General features: G+C 65.6%; 18 protein-coding genes. 10 read left to right on the top strand and 8 right to left on the bottom strand.

The features are described from left to right. Positions 1-43: 43 nt before the first annotated feature. Positions 44-943 (top strand): endo alpha-1,4 polygalactosaminidase, encoded by a 900-nt coding sequence (locus WD006_RS23885; protein WP_011517707.1) that lies wholly within the window; start codon positions 44-46, stop codon positions 941-943. Between the two features lie 13 nt (positions 944-956). Here the strand turns inward: WD006_RS23885 and WD006_RS23880 are convergent, their stop codons facing one another. Then, the gene (locus WD006_RS23880; protein ID WP_011517706.1) at positions 957-1,454 is read right to left on the bottom strand and encodes a M48 family metallopeptidase; all 498 of its coding nucleotides are present in this window, start codon (positions 1,452-1,454) and stop codon (positions 957-959) included. Positions 1,455-1,495: 41 nt separating this feature from the next. Then, on the bottom strand, positions 1,496-1,717 hold the full coding sequence (locus WD006_RS23875) for a hypothetical protein (RefSeq protein ID WP_011517705.1): 222 nt from the start codon (positions 1,715-1,717) through the stop codon (positions 1,496-1,498). A 141-nt stretch (positions 1,718-1,858) separates the two neighbouring features. Between WD006_RS23875 and ettA the strand changes: the two genes are divergently transcribed. Further along, a complete protein-coding gene (gene ettA, locus WD006_RS23870; protein ID WP_008643099.1) occupies positions 1,859-3,526 on the top strand; it encodes an energy-dependent translational throttle protein EttA in 1,668 nt (555 codons plus the stop codon). An 83-nt stretch (positions 3,527-3,609) separates the two neighbouring features. Here ettA and WD006_RS23865 read toward each other — a convergent pair whose 3' ends face one another. Continuing rightward, positions 3,610-4,752: a metallophosphoesterase gene (locus WD006_RS23865; protein WP_011517703.1), complete on the bottom strand. Its 1,143-nt coding sequence runs from the start codon at positions 4,750-4,752 to the stop codon at positions 3,610-3,612. Positions 4,753-5,019: 267 nt separating this feature from the next. On the opposite strand from WD006_RS23865, the gene WD006_RS23860 reads away from it, so the two are divergent. Then, positions 5,020-7,455: a carbohydrate-binding protein gene (locus tag WD006_RS23860; protein WP_029308605.1), complete on the top strand. Its 2,436-nt coding sequence runs from the start codon at positions 5,020-5,022 to the stop codon at positions 7,453-7,455. Between the two features lie 46 nt (positions 7,456-7,501). Here WD006_RS23860 and WD006_RS23855 read toward each other — a convergent pair whose 3' ends face one another. From WD006_RS23855 to WD006_RS23845, 3 genes are all read right to left on the bottom strand, one after another. Then, positions 7,502-8,869 carry an MATE family efflux transporter gene (locus WD006_RS23855; protein ID WP_011517700.1) on the bottom strand — a complete coding sequence of 456 codons (1,368 nt, stop codon included), beginning with the start codon at positions 8,867-8,869 and terminating at the stop codon, positions 7,502-7,504. Then, positions 8,856-9,368 carry a winged helix-turn-helix transcriptional regulator gene (locus WD006_RS23850; protein ID WP_011517699.1) on the bottom strand — a complete coding sequence of 171 codons (513 nt, stop codon included), beginning with the start codon at positions 9,366-9,368 and terminating at the stop codon, positions 8,856-8,858. The genes WD006_RS23855 and WD006_RS23850 overlap by 14 nt, the downstream gene beginning before the upstream one ends. Before the next feature lie 113 nt (positions 9,369-9,481). Further along, positions 9,482-10,402: a LysR family transcriptional regulator gene (locus tag WD006_RS23845; RefSeq protein WP_011517698.1), complete on the bottom strand. Its 921-nt coding sequence runs from the start codon at positions 10,400-10,402 to the stop codon at positions 9,482-9,484. 124 nt (positions 10,403-10,526) lie between these two features. Here WD006_RS23845 and WD006_RS23840 point away from each other — a divergent pair, with 124 nt between their 5' ends. The 5 genes from WD006_RS23840 to WD006_RS23820 all read left to right on the top strand — a co-directional run bounded on the left by WD006_RS23840 (position 10,527) and on the right by WD006_RS23820 (position 16,321). Then, on the top strand, positions 10,527-12,029 hold the full coding sequence (locus WD006_RS23840) for an acyl-CoA synthetase (RefSeq protein ID WP_011517697.1): 1,503 nt from the start codon (positions 10,527-10,529) through the stop codon (positions 12,027-12,029). Positions 12,030-12,138: 109 nt separating this feature from the next. Next, positions 12,139-13,110, top strand: a complete 972-nt coding sequence (locus WD006_RS23835; protein WP_011517696.1) for a Bug family tripartite tricarboxylate transporter substrate binding protein — start codon at positions 12,139-12,141, stop codon at positions 13,108-13,110. Between the two features lie 319 nt (positions 13,111-13,429). Further along, on the top strand, positions 13,430-14,941 hold the full coding sequence (locus WD006_RS23830; protein ID WP_375199111.1) for a chloride channel protein: 1,512 nt from the start codon (positions 13,430-13,432) through the stop codon (positions 14,939-14,941). A gap of 184 nt (positions 14,942-15,125) precedes the next feature. Further along, the gene (locus tag WD006_RS23825) at positions 15,126-15,467 is read left to right on the top strand and encodes a hypothetical protein (RefSeq protein WP_011517692.1); all 342 of its coding nucleotides are present in this window, start codon (positions 15,126-15,128) and stop codon (positions 15,465-15,467) included. 101 nt (positions 15,468-15,568) lie between these two features. Continuing rightward, positions 15,569-16,321, top strand: a complete 753-nt coding sequence (locus WD006_RS23820) for a hypothetical protein (RefSeq protein ID WP_011517691.1) — start codon at positions 15,569-15,571, stop codon at positions 16,319-16,321. A 23-nt stretch (positions 16,322-16,344) separates the two neighbouring features. On the opposite strand, the gene dapB is transcribed toward WD006_RS23820, so the two are convergent. Next, complete coding sequence (gene dapB, locus WD006_RS23815) at positions 16,345-17,154, bottom strand: 4-hydroxy-tetrahydrodipicolinate reductase (protein WP_011517690.1); 810 nt, start codon at positions 17,152-17,154, stop codon at positions 16,345-16,347. An 80-nt stretch (positions 17,155-17,234) separates the two neighbouring features. Beyond that, positions 17,235-17,684 carry an Lrp/AsnC family transcriptional regulator gene (locus tag WD006_RS23810; protein WP_008643127.1) on the bottom strand — a complete coding sequence of 150 codons (450 nt, stop codon included), beginning with the start codon at positions 17,682-17,684 and terminating at the stop codon, positions 17,235-17,237. A gap of 148 nt (positions 17,685-17,832) precedes the next feature. Here WD006_RS23810 and WD006_RS23805 point away from each other — a divergent pair, with 148 nt between their 5' ends. Further along, a complete protein-coding gene (locus WD006_RS23805) occupies positions 17,833-19,026 on the top strand; it encodes a saccharopine dehydrogenase C-terminal domain-containing protein (RefSeq protein WP_011517689.1) in 1,194 nt (397 codons plus the stop codon). Further along, the gene (locus WD006_RS23800) at positions 19,023-20,546 is read left to right on the top strand and encodes an L-piperidine-6-carboxylate dehydrogenase (protein WP_011517688.1); all 1,524 of its coding nucleotides are present in this window, start codon (positions 19,023-19,025) and stop codon (positions 20,544-20,546) included. The genes WD006_RS23805 and WD006_RS23800 overlap by 4 nt, the downstream gene beginning before the upstream one ends. Positions 20,547-20,717 lie beyond the last annotated feature (171 nt).

Below are 20,717 nucleotides of genomic sequence, written 5' to 3'. Positions count from 1 at the left end.
CAATTGAAGGTTTTGTTGGGGTTCAACTGGAAGGGCAATTGAAATGGATGGAAAACTGGCAAGCTCGGTGAGGGTGTGCCTTGCTGCGGTAACGGCCGTTATCGCAGTAGCGGCCTGTGGTGGTGGCGGGGACGACAATTCGGGCGGCACGGTGATTCGGGTGACGGAAGCCGCCACGCTTTCGACGAAGCAGGTGAACAACAGTATGGTCGCCAATCCAGTCCGCTGGATGCCATCGGTAACCGACACGTGGCAGCTTCAACTCCAGGGAAAACTCGATACGAGTTACAACGTCGCGGTCTACGTGCTCGACCTGTTCGACACGCCACCGTCGACCATTGCATCGCTCAAGGAGCAGGGCAGGCGAGTCGTCTGCTATTTCTCCGCGGGAAGCAGCGAGGACTGGCGCCCCGATTTCCAGAGTTTCCAGCCCTCGGATATGGGCAACGTACTCAGCGGCTGGGCGGGCGAGCGCTGGCTGGATACGCGATCCAGCAATGTGCGCGGCATCATGGCCGCGCGTATGGATTTGGCGGTCTCGAAGGGGTGCGACGGCGTTGATCCCGACAATGTCGATGGATATACCAATAACACCGGCCTGCCGCTCACGGCGGACACCCAGCTCGACTACAACCGCTTTCTGGCTAACGCGGCACATGCGCGCGGTTTGGCGATCGGATTGAAGAACGACGTCGGCCAGCTCACCGATCTGGCATCGTCATTTGATTTCGCGATTAACGAGCAATGCTTCCAGTACAACGAGTGCGGCGGATACTCGGCCTTCACGGCGCAAGGCAAGCCGGTGTTCAACGTGGAATATGCGACGAAGTGGAAGGATGCGACAAAGCGGCCGGCGTTATGCGCCAACGCTGCCGCGCTGAGTATCCGGACGCTGGTGCTGCCGCTGGCGCTGAACGACAAGTATCGGTATAGCTGCGACTGATTCTGGGAGATTCTCAGGCGCCGCCGCGCTTTTCCATCTCTCGCCACGCCAGGAATAATCGCGTGTCGAATTCCAGTTGGTGGTAGCGCGGCTCCATATATTCGCAGAGCCGGTAGAACGCCTTGTCGTGGTCGGTCTCTTTCAAATGAGCGAGCTCGTGCACGACGATCATGCGCAGGAATTCCGGTGGTGCTTCCTTGAACAGCGACGCCACCCGGATTTCCTTCTTGGCTTTCAGCTTGCCACCCTGCACGCGAGAAATCGCGGTATGCAGCCCCAGCGCGTGCTGGGCGGTGTCCAGCCGCGCGTCATAACGCACCTTGTGCAGCGGTGGCGCGCTGCGCAGGTATTCCTGCTTGATCTCGGAGGTGTAGTCGTAGAGCGCGCGGTCGGTCTGGATCGTGTGGCGGTCCGGGTAGCGCCGGGCGATGTGCTCGCCCAGACGGTCGGCATCGATCAGTGCGCGCACCTGCGCGAGCACATCGGGCGGATAGCCGCCAAGAAAACGCATCGGGTCTTTCGCGCCCGGGCGCCACGCTTCATTCACGATGCTCAGTGATGGTGGTGGTGATGCATCCAGCTGTTGTCCATCGAATTCACGAACGACTCGACGGCGTCCTTGTCACCGATGGCATGGCGCATCATTTCGCCGCACTTGCAGAAGCCCTGGTACGGGAGGATGTGCGAGCACGCGGACGTCTTCTGCAGGTACAGGGTGACGGGTTTTGTGCACTTCTTGCACTTGAAACGGAGGGTCAGGGCGGCTTTGCTCATGGAATCGACTGCAATCGGGTTCGATTGGGAAACCAGATATTGTACTTGCCGCGCCCGATTTCATCCGGTGTGGCCGGGGCAGCGCCCGCCCGTTTGCTACACTCCCGCCATTCCCCGACATCCATCCGAACGCGCACCCCAATGGCACAGTACGTTTTCACCATGAACCGCGTGGGCAAGATCGTTCCGCCCAAGCGTCACATCCTCAAGGACATCTCGCTGTCCTTCTTCCCCGGCGCCAAGATCGGCGTGCTGGGCCTGAACGGCTCCGGCAAGTCCACGCTGCTGAAGATCATGGCCGGTCTCGACAAGGAGATTGAAGGCGAAGCCACGCCGATGCCGAACCTGAACATCGGCTATTTGTCGCAGGAGCCGCAGCTCGATCCCGAGCAGACCGTGCGTGAATCGGTCGAAGAGGCGCTCGGCGGGGTGTTCGAAGCCCGCAAGAAGCTCGACGAGATCTACGCCGCCTACGCCGAGCCGGACGCCGACTTCGACGCGTTGGCTGCCGAGCAGGCCAAGTACGAGGCGATCCTGTCCGCCAGCGACGGCAATAACGCCGAGCTGCAGCTCGAAATCGCCGCCGACGCGCTGCGCCTGCCGCCGTGGGACGCCAAGATTGGCAATCTGTCCGGTGGTGAAAAGCGTCGCGTGGCGCTGTGCCGCCTGCTGCTGTCGCGCCCCGACATGCTGCTGCTCGACGAGCCGACCAACCACCTCGACGCCGAATCGGTCGACTGGCTTGAACAGTTCCTGACGCGCTTCCCGGGCACCGTGGTGGCCGTCACCCACGACCGCTACTTCCTGGACAACGCCGCCGAGTGGATTCTGGAACTGGACCGCGGGCACGGCATTCCCTGGAAGGGCAACTACAGCTCGTGGCTGGAGCAGAAGGAAAACCGCCTGAAGCAGGAAGAGGCCAGCGAATCGGCCCGTCAGAAGGCGCTGAACAAGGAACTGGAGTGGGTGCGCCAGAACCCGAAGGGTCGTCAGGCCAAGTCGAAGGCGCGTCTGGCCCGTTTCGACGAACTGAATAGCCAGGAATACCAGAAGCGCAACGAAACCCAGGAGATCTTCATCCCCGTGGGTGAGCGCCTGGGTAACGAGGTCATCGAGTTCGACAACGTCAGCAAGGGGTTCGGCGATCGCATGCTGATCGAGAACCTGAGCTTCAAGGTGCCGCCGGGCGCGATCGTCGGCATCATCGGCCCGAACGGCGCCGGTAAGTCCACCTTCTTCAAGATGCTGACTGGCAAGGAACAGCCGGACAGCGGTGAGATCAAGATCGGGCCGACGGTGAAGATGGCGTTCGTCGACCAGAGCCGCGATGCGCTGGACGGCAACAAGACCGTGTTCGAGGAGATCTCGGGCGGGTCGGACATCCTGACCGTGGGCAGGTACGAAACGCCGTCGCGTGCGTACATCGGCCGCTTCAACTTCAAGGGTGGCGATCAGCAGAAGCAGGTGGGCACGCTGTCAGGCGGTGAACGTGGCCGTCTGCACATGGCCAAGACGCTGATTGCCGGCGGCAACGTGCTGCTGCTGGATGAACCGTCGAACGACCTGGACGTGGAAACGCTGCGCGCGCTGGAAGACGCGCTTCTCGAGTTTGCCGGCTGCGTGATGGTGATCTCGCACGATCGCTGGTTCCTGGACCGTATCGCAACGCACATCCTCGCCTTCGAAGGCGACTCGCACGTGGAGTTCTTCCCTGGCAACTATCAGGAATACGAAGCCGACAAGAAGAAGCGTCTCGGCGAAGAGGCCGCGAAGCCGAAGCGCATTCGGTATAAGCCGATCACGCGCTGATAGGTAAAGCAGTTTTGATTGGCTCCCCTCTCCCACTTGTGGGAGAGGGGAGAAAACCATCCAGCCCTACGCCCTCACCAGCCTTACCCCCTCACCAGCCTCACGAGCGTAATCTCCGAAGGCGCCCCGAACCGCTTCGGCGGCCCCCAGTAGCCGGTTCCACGGCTCACATACACCCACAGGTTGTCATGCCGGTTCAGCCCATGCACGTAGGGCTGCTGCATCGGCACGAACAGGTTCCAGGGCCAGAACTGTCCGCCGTGGGTATGCCCCGACAGTTGCAGATCGAAGCCCGCCGCCGCAGCAGCCGGCGCAGTGCGTGGCTGGTGCGCCAGCAGCACGCGTGCTGCCGCGTCCCGGGGCGCGCCGTCCAGGGCCTGCACCGGATCGCTGCGATGGCTCTCGATGAAGCCCCCGGCCGTGAAGTCGGTCACGCCGCCGAGCACCAGCGAGGCGTCGCCCCGCTCGACCACCACGTGTTCGTTCATCAGCACGCGCAGCCCCAGGCGGCGCAACTCCACGATCCAGGCTTCCGCGCCAGAGTAGTACTCGTGGTTGCCTGTGACCACGTACGCGCCGTGCCGCGCCGATAGCCGCGCGAATGGCGCCGTGTGCGCGGAAAGCTCGCGCACCGAGCCATCGACCAGGTCACCGGTGATAGCGATCGCATCGGGCGCCAGGCTGTTCACGCGATCGACGATGCGATCGATATACGGGCGTTTGATGGTGGGGCCCACGTGGATATCGCTGATCTGCGCGATCGTGAAGCCGTGCAGCGCGTCGGGCAGGTTGGCGATCGGCACGTCCACTTCCTTGACCTTCGCCAGCCCGCGCGCCTGGAAGAAGCCGATCACCGTCACGGCGAGGGCCAGCGCAATCGCGCCCAGGGCGCTATAGCCCGTCAGGCCGGGCGGACGCCAGCCAATGGCTAGCGTCACCAACAGGAAGAGGTCGCGCGCAATGGTCAGCACCAGCAGCGAAGAGAAGAACCCCATCGCCATCATGCCGACCCACGAAAGCTGGTCGGCCCACGGCGTCGATAGTCGGCGCGCCATCAACGCGGCTGGCATCAGCAGGGTCGAGGCGATGAGCCACAGCACGGCAAGGCTGTGGACGATCATTGGCACCGGCAGACCGGGCAGCAGCCGCACGCCGATATAGACATGGAGTAGCGCCACGATCAGCACGGGGATCAGTAGCGAACGTCGGGAACGTATGGCACTCATGGCGGGGGCGCGAAGATGAGATCGTTAGAAAGTGAGGGCGCAGCCGGGGCGCTTCAAGGGGTTTCGAGAGGCGTAACATGAATCGGAGAGCATAAAGATGCACGCCACCATCCCGAAATTCCTGGCCGGCCCAGAGAAGGTGATCTGTCAGATTTCCGTGGTCATCCTGAATGTTTTCGAGGCGGATTGTTCCAGTCTTCGCACTACTTTAGATTCGACCGACGATACGAGCGGTGTCGCATACTGCTCACTCATGCCGGAGATCTCATGTCATTCCCGAAGCGCACGTTCCTGAGCCAGGCACTGATGGCAGCCGCCCTGCTGACGGCGGTCACGCCTGCCGTCCTGGCGGCCAATCCCGGAACCTCGGCCAGCGCGGCCCAGAAGCTGCCGTCGCTGAACTGGCCGCGCAACTTCGACGCCGCGGGGGAGCACATCGAGCTCTATCAGCCCGAGATCGAGAAATGGGAAGGCAACCGGCTGTCGGGTCGGGCCGCGGTGGCCGTTGGCGACAAGGACGGCACGCCCACCTACGGCGTGGCCCGGTTCTCGGCGCAGGCCGATATCGACAAGCCATCCGGGCTGGTTCAGCTCACGCAGATCCAGATCGATAGCGTTGACGTGCCCACACGCCCCGATGCGGCCGACAAGGTGCGCACGGCGCTGATCGGCCGGCTGCCGCCCAAGGGGCTGACCGTCCCGCTCGATGAACTGCAGGCCAGCTACGCGGTGTCGCAGGAACTGGCTCGCGCAACCAGGGTGCCGGTCAAGAACGACGTGCCGCAAATTTTCTTCGCGACCACGCCCACGCTGCTTGTGCATGTCGATGGCGAGCCGGTCTGGCGCGCAGTGGCAGGCACGCAGATCGAGCGCGCGATCAACAGCCGCGCGCTGATGCTGCGCGAGCAGGGCGGCGAATTGTGGCTGCAGGCGGCGGGTTACTGGTATCGGTCGGAATCGGCCGGTGGTCATTGGGATAGCGTGGCCAACCCGCCCGCGGCCGTGCTGGGCGCCGCCAGCAAGCTGCAGGCGGCCAAGGACCAGACCAGGCCCGATCCGATGATGCCTGCCGATGGCAAGAAGCCCGCGCGGCCGCCCACCATATTGCTGGCAACCGGCCCTGCGGAACTGGTGGTCACCGACGGCGAGCCGCAGATGAAGCCGGTCGGCGGCGTCGAGCTGCTGACGGTGGGCAACGCCGATCACGCCGTGCTGCTGGACCCATCGACCAACCAGTACTACGTGCTGATCTCGGGCCGCTGGTTCCGGGCGCCGGTACTGAGCGGGCCGTGGGAGTTCGTCCCCGGCGACAAGCTGCCCGCCAATTTCGCCAAGATCTCGCCGCAGGACCCGAAGTCGAACGTGCTGGTGTCCGTCCCCGGCACGCCACAGGCCCGGGAAGCCGAGATCGCGGCGACGATTCCGCAGACGGCCTCGGTGTCGCGCACCAAGGCCACGATGACCGCGACCTATGATGGCGCGCCGAAGTTCGAGCCGATCACCGGTACGTCGCTGCGCTACGCGGTGAACACCGGCACGCCCGTGATCGAGGTCGATAGCGGCCGCTACTACGCGGTGTCGAACGGCATTTGGTTCACCTCCAGTGCGCCGGATGGCCCGTGGGTGGTCGCGACCGAGGTGCCTTCCGCGATCTACACGATTCCGCCGAGCTCGCCGGTGTACTACGTGACCTATGTGCGCATCTATTCGGTGACGCCGGAAACGGTAGTGGTGGGTTACACGCCCGGCTACATGGGCGTCGTGGTCAGCCCGGACGGCACCGTGGTCTACGGCACCGGCTACGTCTATCCGCCGTATGTCGGCACCTACTACTACGGATACCCGGTGACCTATGGCTATGGCGCCGGGTTTGGCATCGGCGTGGCCGAAGGCTTCGCTTTCGGATTCGCGGCTGGCGCGATCTGGGGCGCGGCGGCTCCGTACTGGGGGCCGTACTGGTGGGGCGGCCCGTACAACTGGAACTACGTGAACGTGAACCAAGCCAACTTCTATGGCCGTTGGGGGCAGGGCACGGTCACGCACGCCGAGGGCTGGAATGCCTGGACGGGCACGCAATGGCGCGGCACGGCCGGCTACGGCTATAACGCCGCTACCGGGGCGCGCTACCAGGGCAGCCGGGGCGCCGCGTTCAATCCGTACTCGGGCAACTATGCGGCGGGGCGTCAGGGCTCGTTCGCCAATCCTTCCACCGGCCGCGAAGGCGCCGCGCGTGGCGGCGTGGTCGGCAATGAGTACAACGGCAACTATGCGGCAGGGCGACAGGCTGCGGGCTACAACGCGCAGACTGGACGCGTCGGCGCTGCGGAAGCGGGCGTCGCGGGCAATACCCAGACCGGGCAGCACACGGCGGGCAGCCGCGGATTCGTCGCCAACCCGGACAAGGGCAATGCCGTGGCCTGGAACAACGGCAATGTCTACGCCGGGCACGACGGCAACGTCTACCAGCACACCGACAACGGCTGGCAGCAGCACACGCCCAACGGCTGGCAACCGGTGCAGCCGAACAACAACGTGCAGGGCCAGCTCGAGCAGCAGCGCCAGGCGCGCGAGGCCGGCCAGCAGCGCTTCAACAGTTCAGCGGCGCAGCAATGGCAAGGCCGTTTCGGTGGCGGCGGATTCCAGGGCGGAGGTGGACGCCTCGGTGGTGGTGGCGGCCACTTCCGCGGGGGATTCCGCAGGTAAGGAGGCCGCCATCAACCAATCGCCATTAGCGGCTGACCACCAGCCGTTAGTGGCGCGGCGACCATTCCCCCTTGCGCACGCCGATGGCCGTGACGAGTCCGTATGAAGTGATGCCGAGCGCCACGCCGAGGAAGTGTCCGTCAAGCCCCATCCCGGCGACGTTGGCCAGCAGCCAGCCACCGCCCGCCGCCAGGGCGATACGACACAGGCCCGCGGCGATCGGCCAACGCATACGGCCCGCACCCATCGACGCGAAGTAGAGCGCCATCCCCAGCCCGAAGCCGCCGAACGCCGGGCCGACCCACGACAGCGCGCGCGCGGCAATCGCGCCGACGTTGGGGTCCTGGGTGAACAGTCCGGCAAACTGGTTTGGCGCCAGCCCGACCGCCGCCCCTACCGTCCCGGCAATCAGCAAGGCGAGCAACGCGCCGACCCAGGCGGTGCGGCGCGCGGTATGCCAGTCACCGGCGCCCACCGCGCGGCCCACCAGGGCTGTCAACGCGGAGCCCACGCCGAACGCGAGCGGGATCATCAGGAATTCGAGCCGCGCGGAGATGCCATAGGCAGCCACGGTCGTGGTGCCGTAATGCCGCAACTGGGCCGTGACGAGAATCGTGGTCAGGTTGGCGACCGATGCGAGAGCGCAGGCCACCAGGCCGATGGAGAGAATCCGGTAGAACAGCGCCTTCGACGGGCGGATGCGCAGCGACGGCACGAAGCCCGCGCCGCCACGGAACACCACATAGGCCATCACCAACGCCGCCCCCCATGACACGGCCGCCAGGGCCGCGCCGATGCCTGCCAGGCCCATGCCGACGCGCTCCGCCAACCACCAGGACAGCACCGGAAACACCACCCACATGCCGCCCAGCACACGTGCTGCCAGCGCGTGGCGTCCGCCACCGCGTAGCACCGATGCCAGCGTATTGGCCAGCCACGCGGGCACCGCACCGGCGCCGAACAGCCAGATCGCGTAGCTCGCCGCGGCTTCGGCCGCCGTCGCGCCGGCCACCGCACCGAACACACTGCGCGGAAAGCCTGCCAGCACGATTGCGAAAATCAGCCCGGCCGTCACCGCGATGATCAGCGCGTGGAGCACCAGCGACGATGCCTCCTCGCGCTTGCCACCGCCGAGCGCGCGCGCGATGGCCGATACCACGCCCCCGCCCATCGCCCCCGTCGACATCTGTTGCAGCAGCAGCGCGAATGGCAGCACCACGGCCCATCCGGCCAGCGATGCCGTACCTTGCCGCGCGGCCAGCCAGGTTTCGATCAGTTGCGCGCCGGCCTGCAGGAACGCCACCAGACTGGTCGGCGCGGCCAGCACGGCAATGCCGCGCGCGATCTCGGTGGCGGGCACCGGCTCGGCAAGGGCCGCCGAACCATCGAGCGCAAGCGCATCAGACTTTTGCATGATCGGCCGCCTCCGAGGATGGTTCGCCAAAACGCGCGCGCAGATATCGACCGGCGCCTGGGCCGGGTTTTACGCGCAGGTCGTCCACGGTGATCGCGCTGCCATCGTCGCGCGTCAGCTTGCCGGCGATGATTTCCTTGCCCTCGCGCTTGTCCTCGAGCACGGTGAGCGGACCCTTCGGATCGGCCAGCCACCGGTCCGCCCAGTCCTTCAGCGTAACGAATACGGGAAAGAAGTCGCGGCCCATCTCGGTGAGCACGTAGACGTGGCGCGCGCCGCCGCCAGGGGCCGGCACTTTGTCGAGCAGCCCGTGCTCGACCATCGTCTTGAGCCGGGCGCTAAGTATGTTCGGGGCGATGCCCAGGTTCTTCTCGAACTCATCGAAACGCAAACTGCCGTAGTAGGCCTCGCGCATCAGCAGAATCGCCCACCGCTCGCCCAGCATCGCCATCGACCGCGCGATCGGGCAAGGCATGGTGGAAAAATCGGTCGGTATCATGTGTCTCCTCGCTCTTTTACTTTCAGGTTGCAAGTTATGACATGGATCATAGCTTGCGAATTGAAAGTTTGCAGGGCGAGTGCAAATCGACGATGCCGTGCGATGTGGAGTTTTCAGCGCTCCTTGAACACGTCCAGCTCCGCCACCGTCTCGCGCAGGAAGCTGATCAGCGCCCGCGTGGCCATCGACAGATGCGGATTCGCAGTGGTGAAGATGTAGAGCCGGTTGCCCAGTCCCTTGGGCTTCCAGTCGGGCAGCACGGGTACCAGCGTGCCGCGCCGCACATCTTCCCAGGTCATGTAGAGCGGCAGCAGGCTGATGCCGTGCCCCTGGCGCACGGCATTCATCAGGAAGGGAAAGTGTTCGGACTGCAGGTACGGCGTGATGTCGACATCCTCGCGTTCCGGGCCGTCGCAGGTATCGCGGCCCAGGGTCAGCAGGAAGCGCCTGGACGTGTAGGGCGGGCAGAGGAAGCGGCAGGCGGCCAGATCGGCGGGCTCCCGGATTGGCGCAATGCCGGCCAGATAGGCGGGCGAGGCACAGAGTTGCCAATGGATCGGGCACACGTCGCGCGCCACCGTATCGAGCGGCGGCTCGGACGTTACCTTGAGCGCCACGTCGATTTCCGCCGCGATCAGGTCGGTCACACGGTTGGCAAAGAACACGCGCAGCGAGATGCCCGGGTGCTTCTCGGCGAACTGCAGCAGCAGCGGGGCGATGAACGCATCGCCCAGGCCGGTGGGCACGCTCACGCGCACATGACCGCGCAGCGTCTTGCCCAGGCTGTCGATCTCGGCCTGCGCGGCCGCCACTTCCTGCAGGATACGCAAGCCGTGCTCGTAGAGCGATTGTCCCGCGTCGGTCATCTCTAGCCGGCGCGTGGTCCGCCGCAGCAGCATCGCGCCGGCCTGTTCTTCCAATTGGCCAAGCTGGCGGCTGATCTGCGAGCGCGTGACACCGCGCCGCCGGCCGGCTTCGGCCAGATTGCCGGCTTCCACGATGTCGACGAAAGCCTGGACGAGATGGAGATCCATAAAGCGCCTGAGTGAGCATTGTCAAGTTTGACGCAACATTGTGATTCCAGTCGGAGGCATTGTCGATGCCAGTAGGCACCGCTACAGTGTTCGGTCAACAAAATGCGCAGACAGGAGACCCCGCATGGCCGCAGACCTCTGGTTCGAATCGTTGCACCGCACCGGCACCGAAGTGCTCGACCGCGGTAATCGGCTGGCGGGTGGCCTGCGGCGGCTGGGGCTTGAGGAGGGCGCGGTGGTGGCCGTGATGCTGCGCAATGACCCGGTGTTTGCCGACGTCGTCTTCGCGTGCCGGACGGCCGGCGTCTACTACTGCCCGATCAACTGGCATTTCACGCCGGAGGAAGCCCGCTTCCTGCTGGAGGACAGCAGCGCCCGCGTGCTGATCATCGAGGCCGATCTGTTCCCGTCGATGCGCGAAGTGATTCCCGCAGGCATGACCGTGCTGACCGTGAACGGCAGCGACGCCGATGCCACCATCACCATCGCCTACGAACCCTGGCTCGCCACGCAATCGCCGTACGACGGCCCACGCGTTGCGCCACGTGGACATCTGGCCTATACGTCGGGCACCACCGGCCGTCCCAAGGGCGTGCTGCGCAGCGCGGTGCCGCTGGGTGAACTCGAGGACCAGACCGCGCGCATGCGATCGGTGGTGGCCAAGGCAATCGGGATCGTGCCGGGGTGCCGTGCGCTGATGTCCGCGCCGCTCTATCACAGCGCGCCCGGTGTCTTTATCCAGAACGCGCTGCAGATGGCCGAGCGCCTGGTACTGACGCCGCGCTTCGACGCCGAGCAGGTGCTGGCGCTGGTCGAGAAGCATCGCATCGACGTGCTCTACCTGGTGCCGATCATGTACGTGCGCCTGCTCAAGCTGCCGCCCGAGGTGCGCGCGCGCTACGACCTGTCGTCGATCCGCTTTGTCGCGTCCACGGGCTCGCCGTGCGCCCCGGAGGTCAAGCGCGCCATGCTCGACTGGTTCGGCCCGGTGATCCACGAAACCTATGCGTCGAGCGAGGCGGGCATGGTCACCGTGGCCACACCCGAGGATGCGGCCGAGCGTCCGGGCACGGCGGGGCGTCCGGTTGATGCGGCCAGCGTGCGCATCATCGACGAATCCGGACGACCCTGCGCGCCAGGCGAAGTCGGGCTCGTGTACGTCCGCCAGCCCGCCTATCCCGATTTCACCTACCTGAACAACGATGCCGCACGACGGACGATCGACGTGGACGGTCGCGTCACGCTTGGCGACATGGGGTACCTCGATGCGGATGGCTACCTGTTCATCTGCGACCGCGCGTCGGACATGGTCATCTCGGGTGGCGTGAACATCTATCCGGCCGAGATCGAGCATGAACTCGTGCGCTATCCCGGAGTGGCCGATTGCGTGGTGTTTGGCGTGCCGGACGACGAGTATGGCGAGCGGCTCCACGGCGTGATTCAGCCCATGGCCGGCACAACGCTCGATCCGGTGGCCGTGATCGACTGGATGCGAGGCCGGCTGTCCGGCTTCAAGGTGCCGCGCACGATCGAAATCGTCGCGCAGTTGCCGCGCGACGAAACGGGCAAGCTGGCAAAGCGCCGGCTGCGCGACCAGCACTGGGCAGGGCGGCAGCGAAGGGTTTGATGGAAGCCGGCCGCGACGGCGACGGCGTCGGCCACTGACAGGCTCCGCTTTCCCGCTTTGCGGGGGAGGGGAGACAACACACATAAAACACAAAGCAGCAGGAGACAACATGCATCGCAGAACCGCCATCCTGGCCGCGGCAGCGCTCGGCCTTGCCACGACCCTGTCATCCGCGTCCGCCGCATGGCCGGATCGGCCCATCAAGCTCGTGGTGCCCTACGCGCCCGGCGGCTCGACCGACCAGTTCGGTCGCGGGATCGCCGAAGGCGTGTCGCGGGAACTGAAGCAGCCGGTGCTCGTGGAGAACCGCCCCGGCGCAAACACGATGATCGGGACGCAGAGCGTGGCGCGCGCGCAGCCGGACGGCTACACGGTGCTGCTGGTCACCAGCGCGAGCATGGTGCTGAATCCGATGCTCTACAAGAAGCCCGGCTACGAGCCGCAGGAGTTCAAGATCATCACGGTCGGCGTGGAAGCGCCACTCGTGGTGGTCGTCAACAACCAGGTGCCGTCCAACAACATCAAGGAGTTCGCGGCTTACGCCAAGGCTGCCAATGGCAAGCTCAATTACTCGTCGGTGGGGCTCGGCAATTCGTTGCAGCTCGCCACGGAGATGTTGAAGACCGAACTCGGCATCGAGATGACGCACGTGCCGTACAACGGCTCGGCCCCGGCGCTGTCCGCGCTGCTGGGCAACAACGTCCAGCTTATGGTCGACGTGGTCAGCACGTCGCTGCCGCATATCAAGGCCGGCAAGCTCAAGGCGCTGGCCGTGACCGGAAGTTCGAGGCTCGACGTGCTGCCCAACGTGCCGACCGTCGCCGAAAGCGGCTACCCGAACTTCCGCGCCGCCACATGGTTCGGCCTGGCGGTGCCGGCGCATACGCCGCCCGAAGCCGTCGCAAAGCTGCAGGCCGCTGCATCGCACGTGCTGACGGAGGCGCAGTTCCGCAACACGTTCAACGCGCTCGGGTTCGTGGTACAGCCGCCGCGCACACAGGCTGAGATCGACCGCTACGTGACCGCCGATCGAGACAACTGGGGCAAGGTGATTCGCGCCAACCACATCACGCTGGATTGAGATTCAGAGGCGCTATCAAAATGATTCTGGCGTCGTTGCGCGGCCTTGCCGTACTACTTGTACTGTCTGCGGCCGCGCCCTTGCAGGGCGCGCATGTGCTCGCAGGCACATGCCGTTCCGCAGGCGGCTCGCATACGAGCCGAAACCCCTGCTTCACCCTAGCCAGAACCGCTTCGCTTCATTGTGATGGCGCCTCTTAGCCTGAATCCTGGGGGACAGCGGGAGCGACGGGCGTATAGTTGAGGGCTGCCGGAGGCGCTGGATGCCTCCGGTAGCCTCTGTCATCTTCCCCCGCTGCCAACGCTCACGCATCGACGCCATGACCGATTCCGCCGAGCCGCCCGATTCGTCCAACTCTTCCGGTTCCTCCGATCCCACCAAAGCCACGTCGCCTTCTGGTGCCGGCAAGCCCCCAGATTCCGCATCCACGCGACACCCGGACCAGCCCGACCGCCTGAGCAAGTTGCGCTTGCACGCGCGCAGCACCGCATTCCGCAAGACACGTCAGTTTGGCCGAATTTCGCGCACCACCATTCGCTATGGTGCGTTCATGTGCGGCGCGGGCTTCGTGGCGTTGTTCTCGATCGTCTTTGCCTATATCGCCGAAGTGGCGCTGAACTGGAACGCGAAGCTGACGACGGCCACGCCGTGGCTGGCGTTCGTGATCCTGCCGTTCGGGCTGGCCGCATTGCGCTGGCTGACCATTCGGCTGGCGCCGCAGGCGCGCGGCAGCGGCATTCCGCAGGTGATCGCCGCCGTGACGCTGCCGCCTGCGGGCGTTGCGCAGACCGTGCTGGTCTCGTTCCGGCAATCCATGTGGAAGGTGTTGCTGACGACCGGCGCATTGCTCGCCGGCGCCTCGGTGGGCCGTGAAGGGCCATCGGTTCAGGTCGGCGCCGCTGCCATGCTGGCCTGGGGCCGCTTGTGTCACGAGAAGCTCCAGTTTCGCATCGGATTTCATCCGAACGCGCTGATCGCGGCCGGTGCGGCCGGTGGTCTTGCCGCGGCATTCAACACGCCGCTGGCCGGGGTGGTGTTCGCGATCGAGGAATTGGGCCGTGGAACGTCGGTGCGTTGGGACAGGCTGGTGCTATCCGGCGTGCTGACGGCAGGCTTTCTGTCGCTGGCAGTGCTCGGCAACAATCCGTACTTCAGCGTCAAGGTGCCGATGCTGGTGCTGCACGACGCCTGGGGGCCGGTGCTGCTCTGCGCCGTGGTCAACGGCGTGATGGGCGGGCTGTTCGCCAAGCTGCTGATCGCGGGGGTGCCGGGCCTGACACCGTCATCGTGGCGCGGCTGGCTGAACGCGCATCCGGTCATGGTGGCGTTCTTCTGCGGCCTGATCGTGGCCGCGCTCGGCTGGGCAACCGCTGGCGCGACGTTCGGCACGGGCTATGAGCAGGCATCTGGCCTGATCAACGGCACGCCACACAGCACGATCTGGTTCGGGCTGGCGAAGTTCGTTGCCACCGTGGTGTCGTATTTCGCGGGCATCCCTGGTGGCATCTTTACCCCCTCGCTGGCCATCGGCGCGGGCATCGGCGACACCGTGTCCCATTTCCTCTCGGGCGCGACCGAGCCGCGCGTGCTGGCGCTGGTGTCGATGGCCGCATTCCTGGCCGCCGCCACGCAGGCGCCGATCACCGCCAGCGTGATCGTGATGGAGATGACCCGCACGCAGGATCTGACGATCTACCTGCTTGCGGCGTCGCTGCTGGCGTCGTTCCTGTCGCGCCAGTTCAACCCGCATCCGTTCTATCACCACATGGGCCACGCCTTCCGCCGCGAGGCAATGTCGATCGGCCGGAAGTCAGCGTCAGCGTCCGCGTGACGCGTGGTTGCCACCGCTGCCAGAGGAAAGGCGCAGTGGTGGCACGGTGGAGCCGCTGTGGCGGACACGGCCACTTTGTCTTAACATGTGCCGCGCGTGGACCGGGGGCTGCAGACCGGCGGCCACGCGTGTGTACCGGCGGCACACTGATACGTCGGCAATCGATGCAATCGGGGAGCAGGGGATGGCCACGCAACGACCAGTCGGCACGCGCTCGACCAGCAGATCCACCAGCAAGGCTTCGACCAGTACCAGTACCAGTACCAGTACCAATAACAGCACGCAAGCCGGGGCGCCGGGCAGCCAGCCTCGGCGCGAAACACCCCGGGCGGTGGACCTTGGTGCGGACACCACCATCTGGCACACGCGCGGATTGCAGACCAACTCCCGTATGCGCATGCCCGTCATGCAGCGCACCCCGTCGCGCCAGCTTCCACCTAGCCCGATACCGCGCCTGATCCTGTGGGCGGTGCTGATCGGCCTCGCGCTGGTATGCTTCAACGCCGTGAAGCACATGCTCCGCTAGCCGCCTCGGCCAATCTGTCGACCAGACGTCACTCCGGTGGACGGGTTTGAACCCTCGGCGCGGGGCCGACTCCAACGCGGAGCCGTTTTCAGGAGTGAGTTTTGAGATTGCCTCTTGCCGGGCTGGCGCTCGCCAGCCTGCTGGCGACGTCCGTCGCCCATGCCGCACCCGCAACACCCGCGAAACCCGCCACGCCTGCCGTAGCTGCCGCGCCGGCCCCCACCGGGACTGACGCGCTGGCCCAGATCCTTGGCACGCTCGAGATCGGCAACCCGCTGCCCGCGCTGCCGGATTGTGCCGATCACCGCACGCCGGATGGCAAGGACGTGACAGCGCTATGCGTCGAGCTGCGCGGCGACGGCACCATGCGCCAGATTGGCGTGCCGCGCGACAAGCGTCCGGTATTCATGGATGGCCCGCACCTGCTGGCATTCGTCGACGGCAATGCGCTGGTGGGCGTGATGGTGCCGACCGATGGCATCAAGTCGCAGGATGCCGCCGAGCAGTCGCTCTCCGCGCGCTACGGCAAGCCGTTCCGCAAGGAAATGGTCGACATGAAGGACAAGGCCGGCAATGCGGTGAAGACCATTCACGCGGGCTGGATGCATCGCCCGCTGACGGTCGAGCTGTACGCGATTCCGGAGGACCCGTCCGAAGGCACGATCGAACTGCTGCTGCCGCAGGCGCGCGCGCTGATGGCCAACCGCGATGCCGCGGTGGCCAAATCGCTCGCGCCACCGGCGTCAGACGCGGCGGCGAAGCCCGGCAAGGGGACCGAGAAAGCCGAGAAGGCCGAGAAGGAGAAGGCGGAGAAGAAGGCGCCCGTCAAACCGGTGAACCCCGGCAGCTGGTAAGGCGTCCGGAGTCGTTGGGCTCGTCAGAGCCCTTCCATCACCTTGTCGAGTCCGCGGACCACGCCGCGCACGGTGTGGACCTTGCGGATCGCCAGCAGTCCACCGGACACGTACGGCTTCGAGCCATCGCCGGCTTCGTGCTTCAGGTGCAGGCGCTGGCCATCGGCGCCGAAGATCACCTCCACGCCGAGCTGGTAGCCGGGCAGCCGCACCGCGTGCACCTGCGTGCCCGACATCGTCGCGCCGCGCGTTTCCTTCGGGCCGTTGACCTCGTCGATCGGCACCACCTGCGCGGCGGCCTTGACCTGGCCGAGCCGGAATGCGAGTTCGCGCACCGTGCCCGACGGCACGTCGACCTTGCCAGCCTTGGCGTAGTCAATGATTTCCCAGTGCTCCAGATGGCGCGCGGCCATTTCGGCAAACTTCTGCAGCAGCACCACCGTGATCGCGAAATTGCCGCAAGCCAGCACGCCACGATCTGCCTTGCGCGCGGCGGCGTCGATTTCCACGTAGTCGTCGTCCGTCAGCCCAGAGGTGCCCACCACGACGTGCGCGCCGCGCGCCAGCGCCTGCAGGATGTTGTGCTTTGCGATGGTCGGCTTGGTGTATTCGACGTAGACGTCGTAAGGCGTCTGGTTTAGTTCCTCGATGCTGGCCACGGCAATGCCCGGAGTGTCGGCGTGCCCCGTCAGTTTCGCCAGTGCCTGTCCCGCCGCGCCACGCGACAGGCCCGCCACCAGTGTCATGTCGGCGGCATGTGCCACGCCGCGTGCCAACTCGCCACCGGCCCAGCCGGTGACACCACCGACGGCAACGCGAATGTCATTGTTCATATTGGTCTCCGCTCTTGAGTACGTAGAGGATAGTGCAGCAGCGCGGTAGGCGCCCGGCAGGGCCGGTTGGCCAGCTTCGCCTAGCCAGCGGCCCGTCGCCGGTCGATCTTCCGCGCCAGCACGATCGACGTCTGGGTGTGATTGACGCCATCGAGCATCCCGATTTCATCGAGCAGTTTGTCGAGCCGCGCATGCGAGTCGCAGCGGATCACCGCCATGTAGTCCACCGGGCCGCTGACCGAATTGAGTTCCTCGATTTCCGGGAAGCGTTGCAATGCGCGCACCACGGCAGGGGATGCCTTGGGCTGCACGGAGAGCCCGCAGAACGCCAGGATCGCGTTGTCCTCCATCTGGCGGCCCAGCCGCACGCCGTAGCCGGCTATCACGCCGATCTTCTCCAGGCGCGCGATGCGCGCCACCACGGTGGTACGGGCGATGCCAAGCGCGCGCGCCAGGTTTGCAGCGCTCTCGCGTGCGTTGGCCTGCAGCAGGGCCAGCAGGTGCCGATCGGTCTGGTCGAGTTCCGCCATGGCTCGCTCTGACGATTCGTCAGTATTAAACGTCGATACGTCGGATTATGCCGGGCTTTCGTCAATCTTGTGGCTACAAAACGTGCGCGTTGCTGCCCATACTTCAGTCACAACGAATGCTTTCCATGACCTTCTGACGGAGCCCGCCATGCAACCCTCAACGCTTGGTCCCGCCGCCGTGCGCGACCTGACCCTGGCTCCACGGCCGCTATCCGTGGTGGTGCTCGGCGCTGGCAAGATCGGCCGTGTGATTGCCGCGATGCTGGCCGCCTCGGGCGACTACCGCGTCTGCCTGGTCGATCACGACGCGCACCGGCTCGACGGCATGCCGCGCCAGATCGCCGTGCGCGCGGGCGATCCAACCGAACCCGGCACCTGCGCGGCGCTGCTGGCCGGCGCTGATGCGGTGCTCAATGCGCTGCCGTTCCATGCCGCCGTCAACGTGGCAAAAGTGGCAGCGCGGCTTGGCGTGCACTACTTCGATCTGACCGAGGACGTGGCCGCCACCCGGGTGATTCGCGAACTGGGGCGGAGTGCGCGTGCCGTGCTGATGCCCCAGTGTGGGCTCGCGCCGGGTTTCATCGGCGTGGTCGGCCACGACCTCGCGCAGCGCTTCCTGCGCGGCGGCGGCGAACTTCTCGATTTGCGGATGCGCGTGGGCGCGCTGCCGCGCTATCCGAGCAACGCACTCAAGTACAACCTGACGTGGAGTACCGAGGGGCTGATCAACGAGTACTGCAACCCGTGCGAAGCCATCGTCGACGGTCGGCGCGTGGAACTGCCCGCGCTGGAAGGGCATGAGACCTTCGCACTGGACGGCGTCGAATACGAGGCCTTTAATACATCTGGAGGGCTGGGCACTTTGCCAGACACCCTGGCAGGCCATGCGCGGCAAGTCGACTACAAGTCGATCCGCTACCCCGGGCACTGCGCGCAGATGAAACTGCTGCTGAATGACCTGCGGCTGCGCGAACGGCGCGAGTGGCTGCGCGAGATCTTCGAGCACGCGATTCCGGTTACCGAGCAGGACGTGGTGATCGTCTTTGCCAGCGCCACCGGGCATCCGCCCGGCGTGAGGGGCGAAGGCAAGCGTGGACCGCTCACGCAGGCATCGTTCTCCGCGCGCATCGGCGGCATGGCGGACTTTGCCGGGATTGGCCACGTCAACGCGATCCAGCTGACCACGGCGGCGGGCATCTGCACGGCGCTCGACCTTGTGGCCACGGGCGTGCTGCCGCAGGCCGGGTTCGTGCCGCAGGAAGCCATGCCGCTCGACCGGTTCCTGGCCAACCGCTTCGGCCAGCACTACTCGCATCATCCGCTACAGGAGACGCTCGCATGAAAGCGCAAGAGATCGCAGCTTGCTGGCAGGCCATGGACCTGCCGCCACCGTGGACGCCAGCCGAAGGCGCCGCGCCAGGCGTGCTGGCCGTGCGTTCGCCGATCGACGGCGAGGTGTTCGGCCAGCTTGCGATGTGTGATGCCGCGCTGGCCAACGCGCGGATCGCGCGCGCCCATGCGGCCCAGACCACCTGGGCGCTGACGCCCGCGCCAGCGCGGGGCGAGGTGGTGCGGCGCTTTGGCGAGGCGCTGCGCGCAAACAAGGATGCGCTCGGGCGACTGGTCTCGCTGGAGTCCGGCAAGATCCTGCAGGAAGGCCTTGGCGAAGTGCAGGAGATGATCGATATCTGCGACTTCGCGGTAGGGCTGTCGCGCCAGTTGCACGGACTGACGATCGCCTCGGAGCGGCCCGCGCACGCGATGCGCGAAACCTGGCATCCGTATGGCCTGTGCGGCGTGATCTCGGCCTTCAATTTTCCGGTGGCCGTGTGGGCGTGGAATGCCGCGCTGGCGCTGGTCTGCGGCAACGGCGTGGTGTGGAAGCCGTCGGAAAAGACACCGCTTTGCGCGCTGGCCGCGCAGGGATTGCTCGATCGCGTATTCGAACGCCACGCGCCACAGTTCGACGGGCTCAGCTGCGTGCTGACCGGCGGCCGCCAGCTTGGCGAGCACCTCGTGCAGCATCCGGCCGTGCGCTTGATGAGCGCGACCGGATCGACGCGCATGGGCCGCGAAGTCGGCATGGCCTGTGCCGCGCATTTCAAGCGGGCGATTCTCGAACTCGGCGGCAACAACGCGGCGATCGTCACGCCATCGGCCGAGCTTGAAATGACGATTCGCGCGATGACGTTTGCGGCGGCGGGCACCGCCGGGCAGCGATGCACCACGTTGCGGCGCGCCTTTGTCCATGCCGATCTGATCGAGACCGTCACCAATCGGCTGCGACAGGTGTTCGCCCGGCTGCCGGTTGGCGATCCGTTGGAAGACGGCACGTTGGTGGGGCCGCTGATCGATCATGCGGCGGGCGATACGATGGCCAATGCGCTGGCGAGTTGCCGTGCCCAAGGGAACGTCGTGCACGGCGGAGAGCGTCTGCTTGGCGACCGCTATCCCCATGCCTGCTACGTGCGGCCCGCGCTGGTACTGACCGACGCGCAGCACGACACGATGCTGACCGAGACGTTCGCGCCGATTCTCTATCTGATGCCATACACCTCGCTGGATGAGGCCATCGCGCTCAATAACGCAGCGTCGCACGGGCTGTCGTCGTGCATCTTCACCGAGTCGTTGCGGGAAGCCGAGCGGTTTCTGTCATCGGCGGGCAGCGATTGCGGCATCGCCAACGTCAATATCGGCACCAGTGGCGCGGAAATCGGCGGCGCCTTTGGCGGCGAAAAGGCGACCGGCGGTGGTCGGGAATCAGGCTCGGATGCGTGGAAGGGCTACATGCGGCGTGCCACGAACACCATCAACTATGGCGATGCGTTGCCGCTGGCACAGGGTATCCGCTTCGACGTTTGATCGGATATATGTGCGGATGTGTGAGTAAAGCGCACGTATATACATGCGCGAATACGTTGCGAATCGTAACAAGGGTTACAGCAGCTTGACGCTGTATTACCAGACCCACCCGTATAACGTTCTTGCAGGTAGCAGCATCACTACAAGGACGCGGAAATGAAAAAAATATTG

The organism is Cupriavidus sp. Met-2, assembly GCF_049843575.1.
Taxonomy (GTDB): domain Bacteria; phylum Pseudomonadota; class Gammaproteobacteria; order Burkholderiales; family Burkholderiaceae; genus Cupriavidus; species Cupriavidus metallidurans.
Note: the sequence above shows the minus strand (reverse complement) of the source record. Positions and strands in the feature narration are given on the sequence as shown.

Excerpts from the sequence above, each read along its gene's own strand:
- WD006_RS23860 (WP_029308605.1), top strand. The coding sequence starts at position 5,020 with ATGTCATTCCCGAAGCGCACGTTCCTGAGCCAGGCACTGATGGCAGCC.
- dapB (WP_011517690.1), bottom strand. The coding sequence starts at position 17,154 with ATGAACAATGACATTCGCGTTGCCGTCGGTGGTGTCACCGGCTGGGCC.
- WD006_RS23830 (WP_375199111.1), top strand. The coding sequence starts at position 13,430 with ATGACCGATTCCGCCGAGCCGCCCGATTCGTCCAACTCTTCCGGTTCC.
- WD006_RS23835 (WP_011517696.1), top strand. The coding sequence starts at position 12,139 with ATGCATCGCAGAACCGCCATCCTGGCCGCGGCAGCGCTCGGCCTTGCC.
- WD006_RS23840 (WP_011517697.1), top strand. The coding sequence starts at position 10,527 with ATGGCCGCAGACCTCTGGTTCGAATCGTTGCACCGCACCGGCACCGAA.
- WD006_RS23850 (WP_011517699.1), bottom strand. The coding sequence starts at position 9,368 with ATGATACCGACCGATTTTTCCACCATGCCTTGCCCGATCGCGCGGTCG.
- WD006_RS23810 (WP_008643127.1), bottom strand. The coding sequence starts at position 17,684 with ATGGCGGAACTCGACCAGACCGATCGGCACCTGCTGGCCCTGCTGCAG.
- WD006_RS23855 (WP_011517700.1), bottom strand. The coding sequence starts at position 8,869 with ATGCAAAAGTCTGATGCGCTTGCGCTCGATGGTTCGGCGGCCCTTGCC.
- WD006_RS23875 (WP_011517705.1), bottom strand. The coding sequence starts at position 1,717 with ATGAGCAAAGCCGCCCTGACCCTCCGTTTCAAGTGCAAGAAGTGCACA.
- WD006_RS23885 (WP_011517707.1), top strand. The coding sequence starts at position 44 with ATGGATGGAAAACTGGCAAGCTCGGTGAGGGTGTGCCTTGCTGCGGTA.
- WD006_RS23845 (WP_011517698.1), bottom strand. The coding sequence starts at position 10,402 with ATGGATCTCCATCTCGTCCAGGCTTTCGTCGACATCGTGGAAGCCGGC.
- WD006_RS23825 (WP_011517692.1), top strand. The coding sequence starts at position 15,126 with ATGGCCACGCAACGACCAGTCGGCACGCGCTCGACCAGCAGATCCACC.
- ettA (WP_008643099.1), top strand. The coding sequence starts at position 1,859 with ATGGCACAGTACGTTTTCACCATGAACCGCGTGGGCAAGATCGTTCCG.
- WD006_RS23805 (WP_011517689.1), top strand. The coding sequence starts at position 17,833 with ATGCAACCCTCAACGCTTGGTCCCGCCGCCGTGCGCGACCTGACCCTG.
- WD006_RS23800 (WP_011517688.1), top strand. The coding sequence starts at position 19,023 with ATGAAAGCGCAAGAGATCGCAGCTTGCTGGCAGGCCATGGACCTGCCG.
- WD006_RS23880 (WP_011517706.1), bottom strand. The coding sequence starts at position 1,454 with ATGCGTTTTCTTGGCGGCTATCCGCCCGATGTGCTCGCGCAGGTGCGC.
- WD006_RS23865 (WP_011517703.1), bottom strand. The coding sequence starts at position 4,752 with ATGAGTGCCATACGTTCCCGACGTTCGCTACTGATCCCCGTGCTGATC.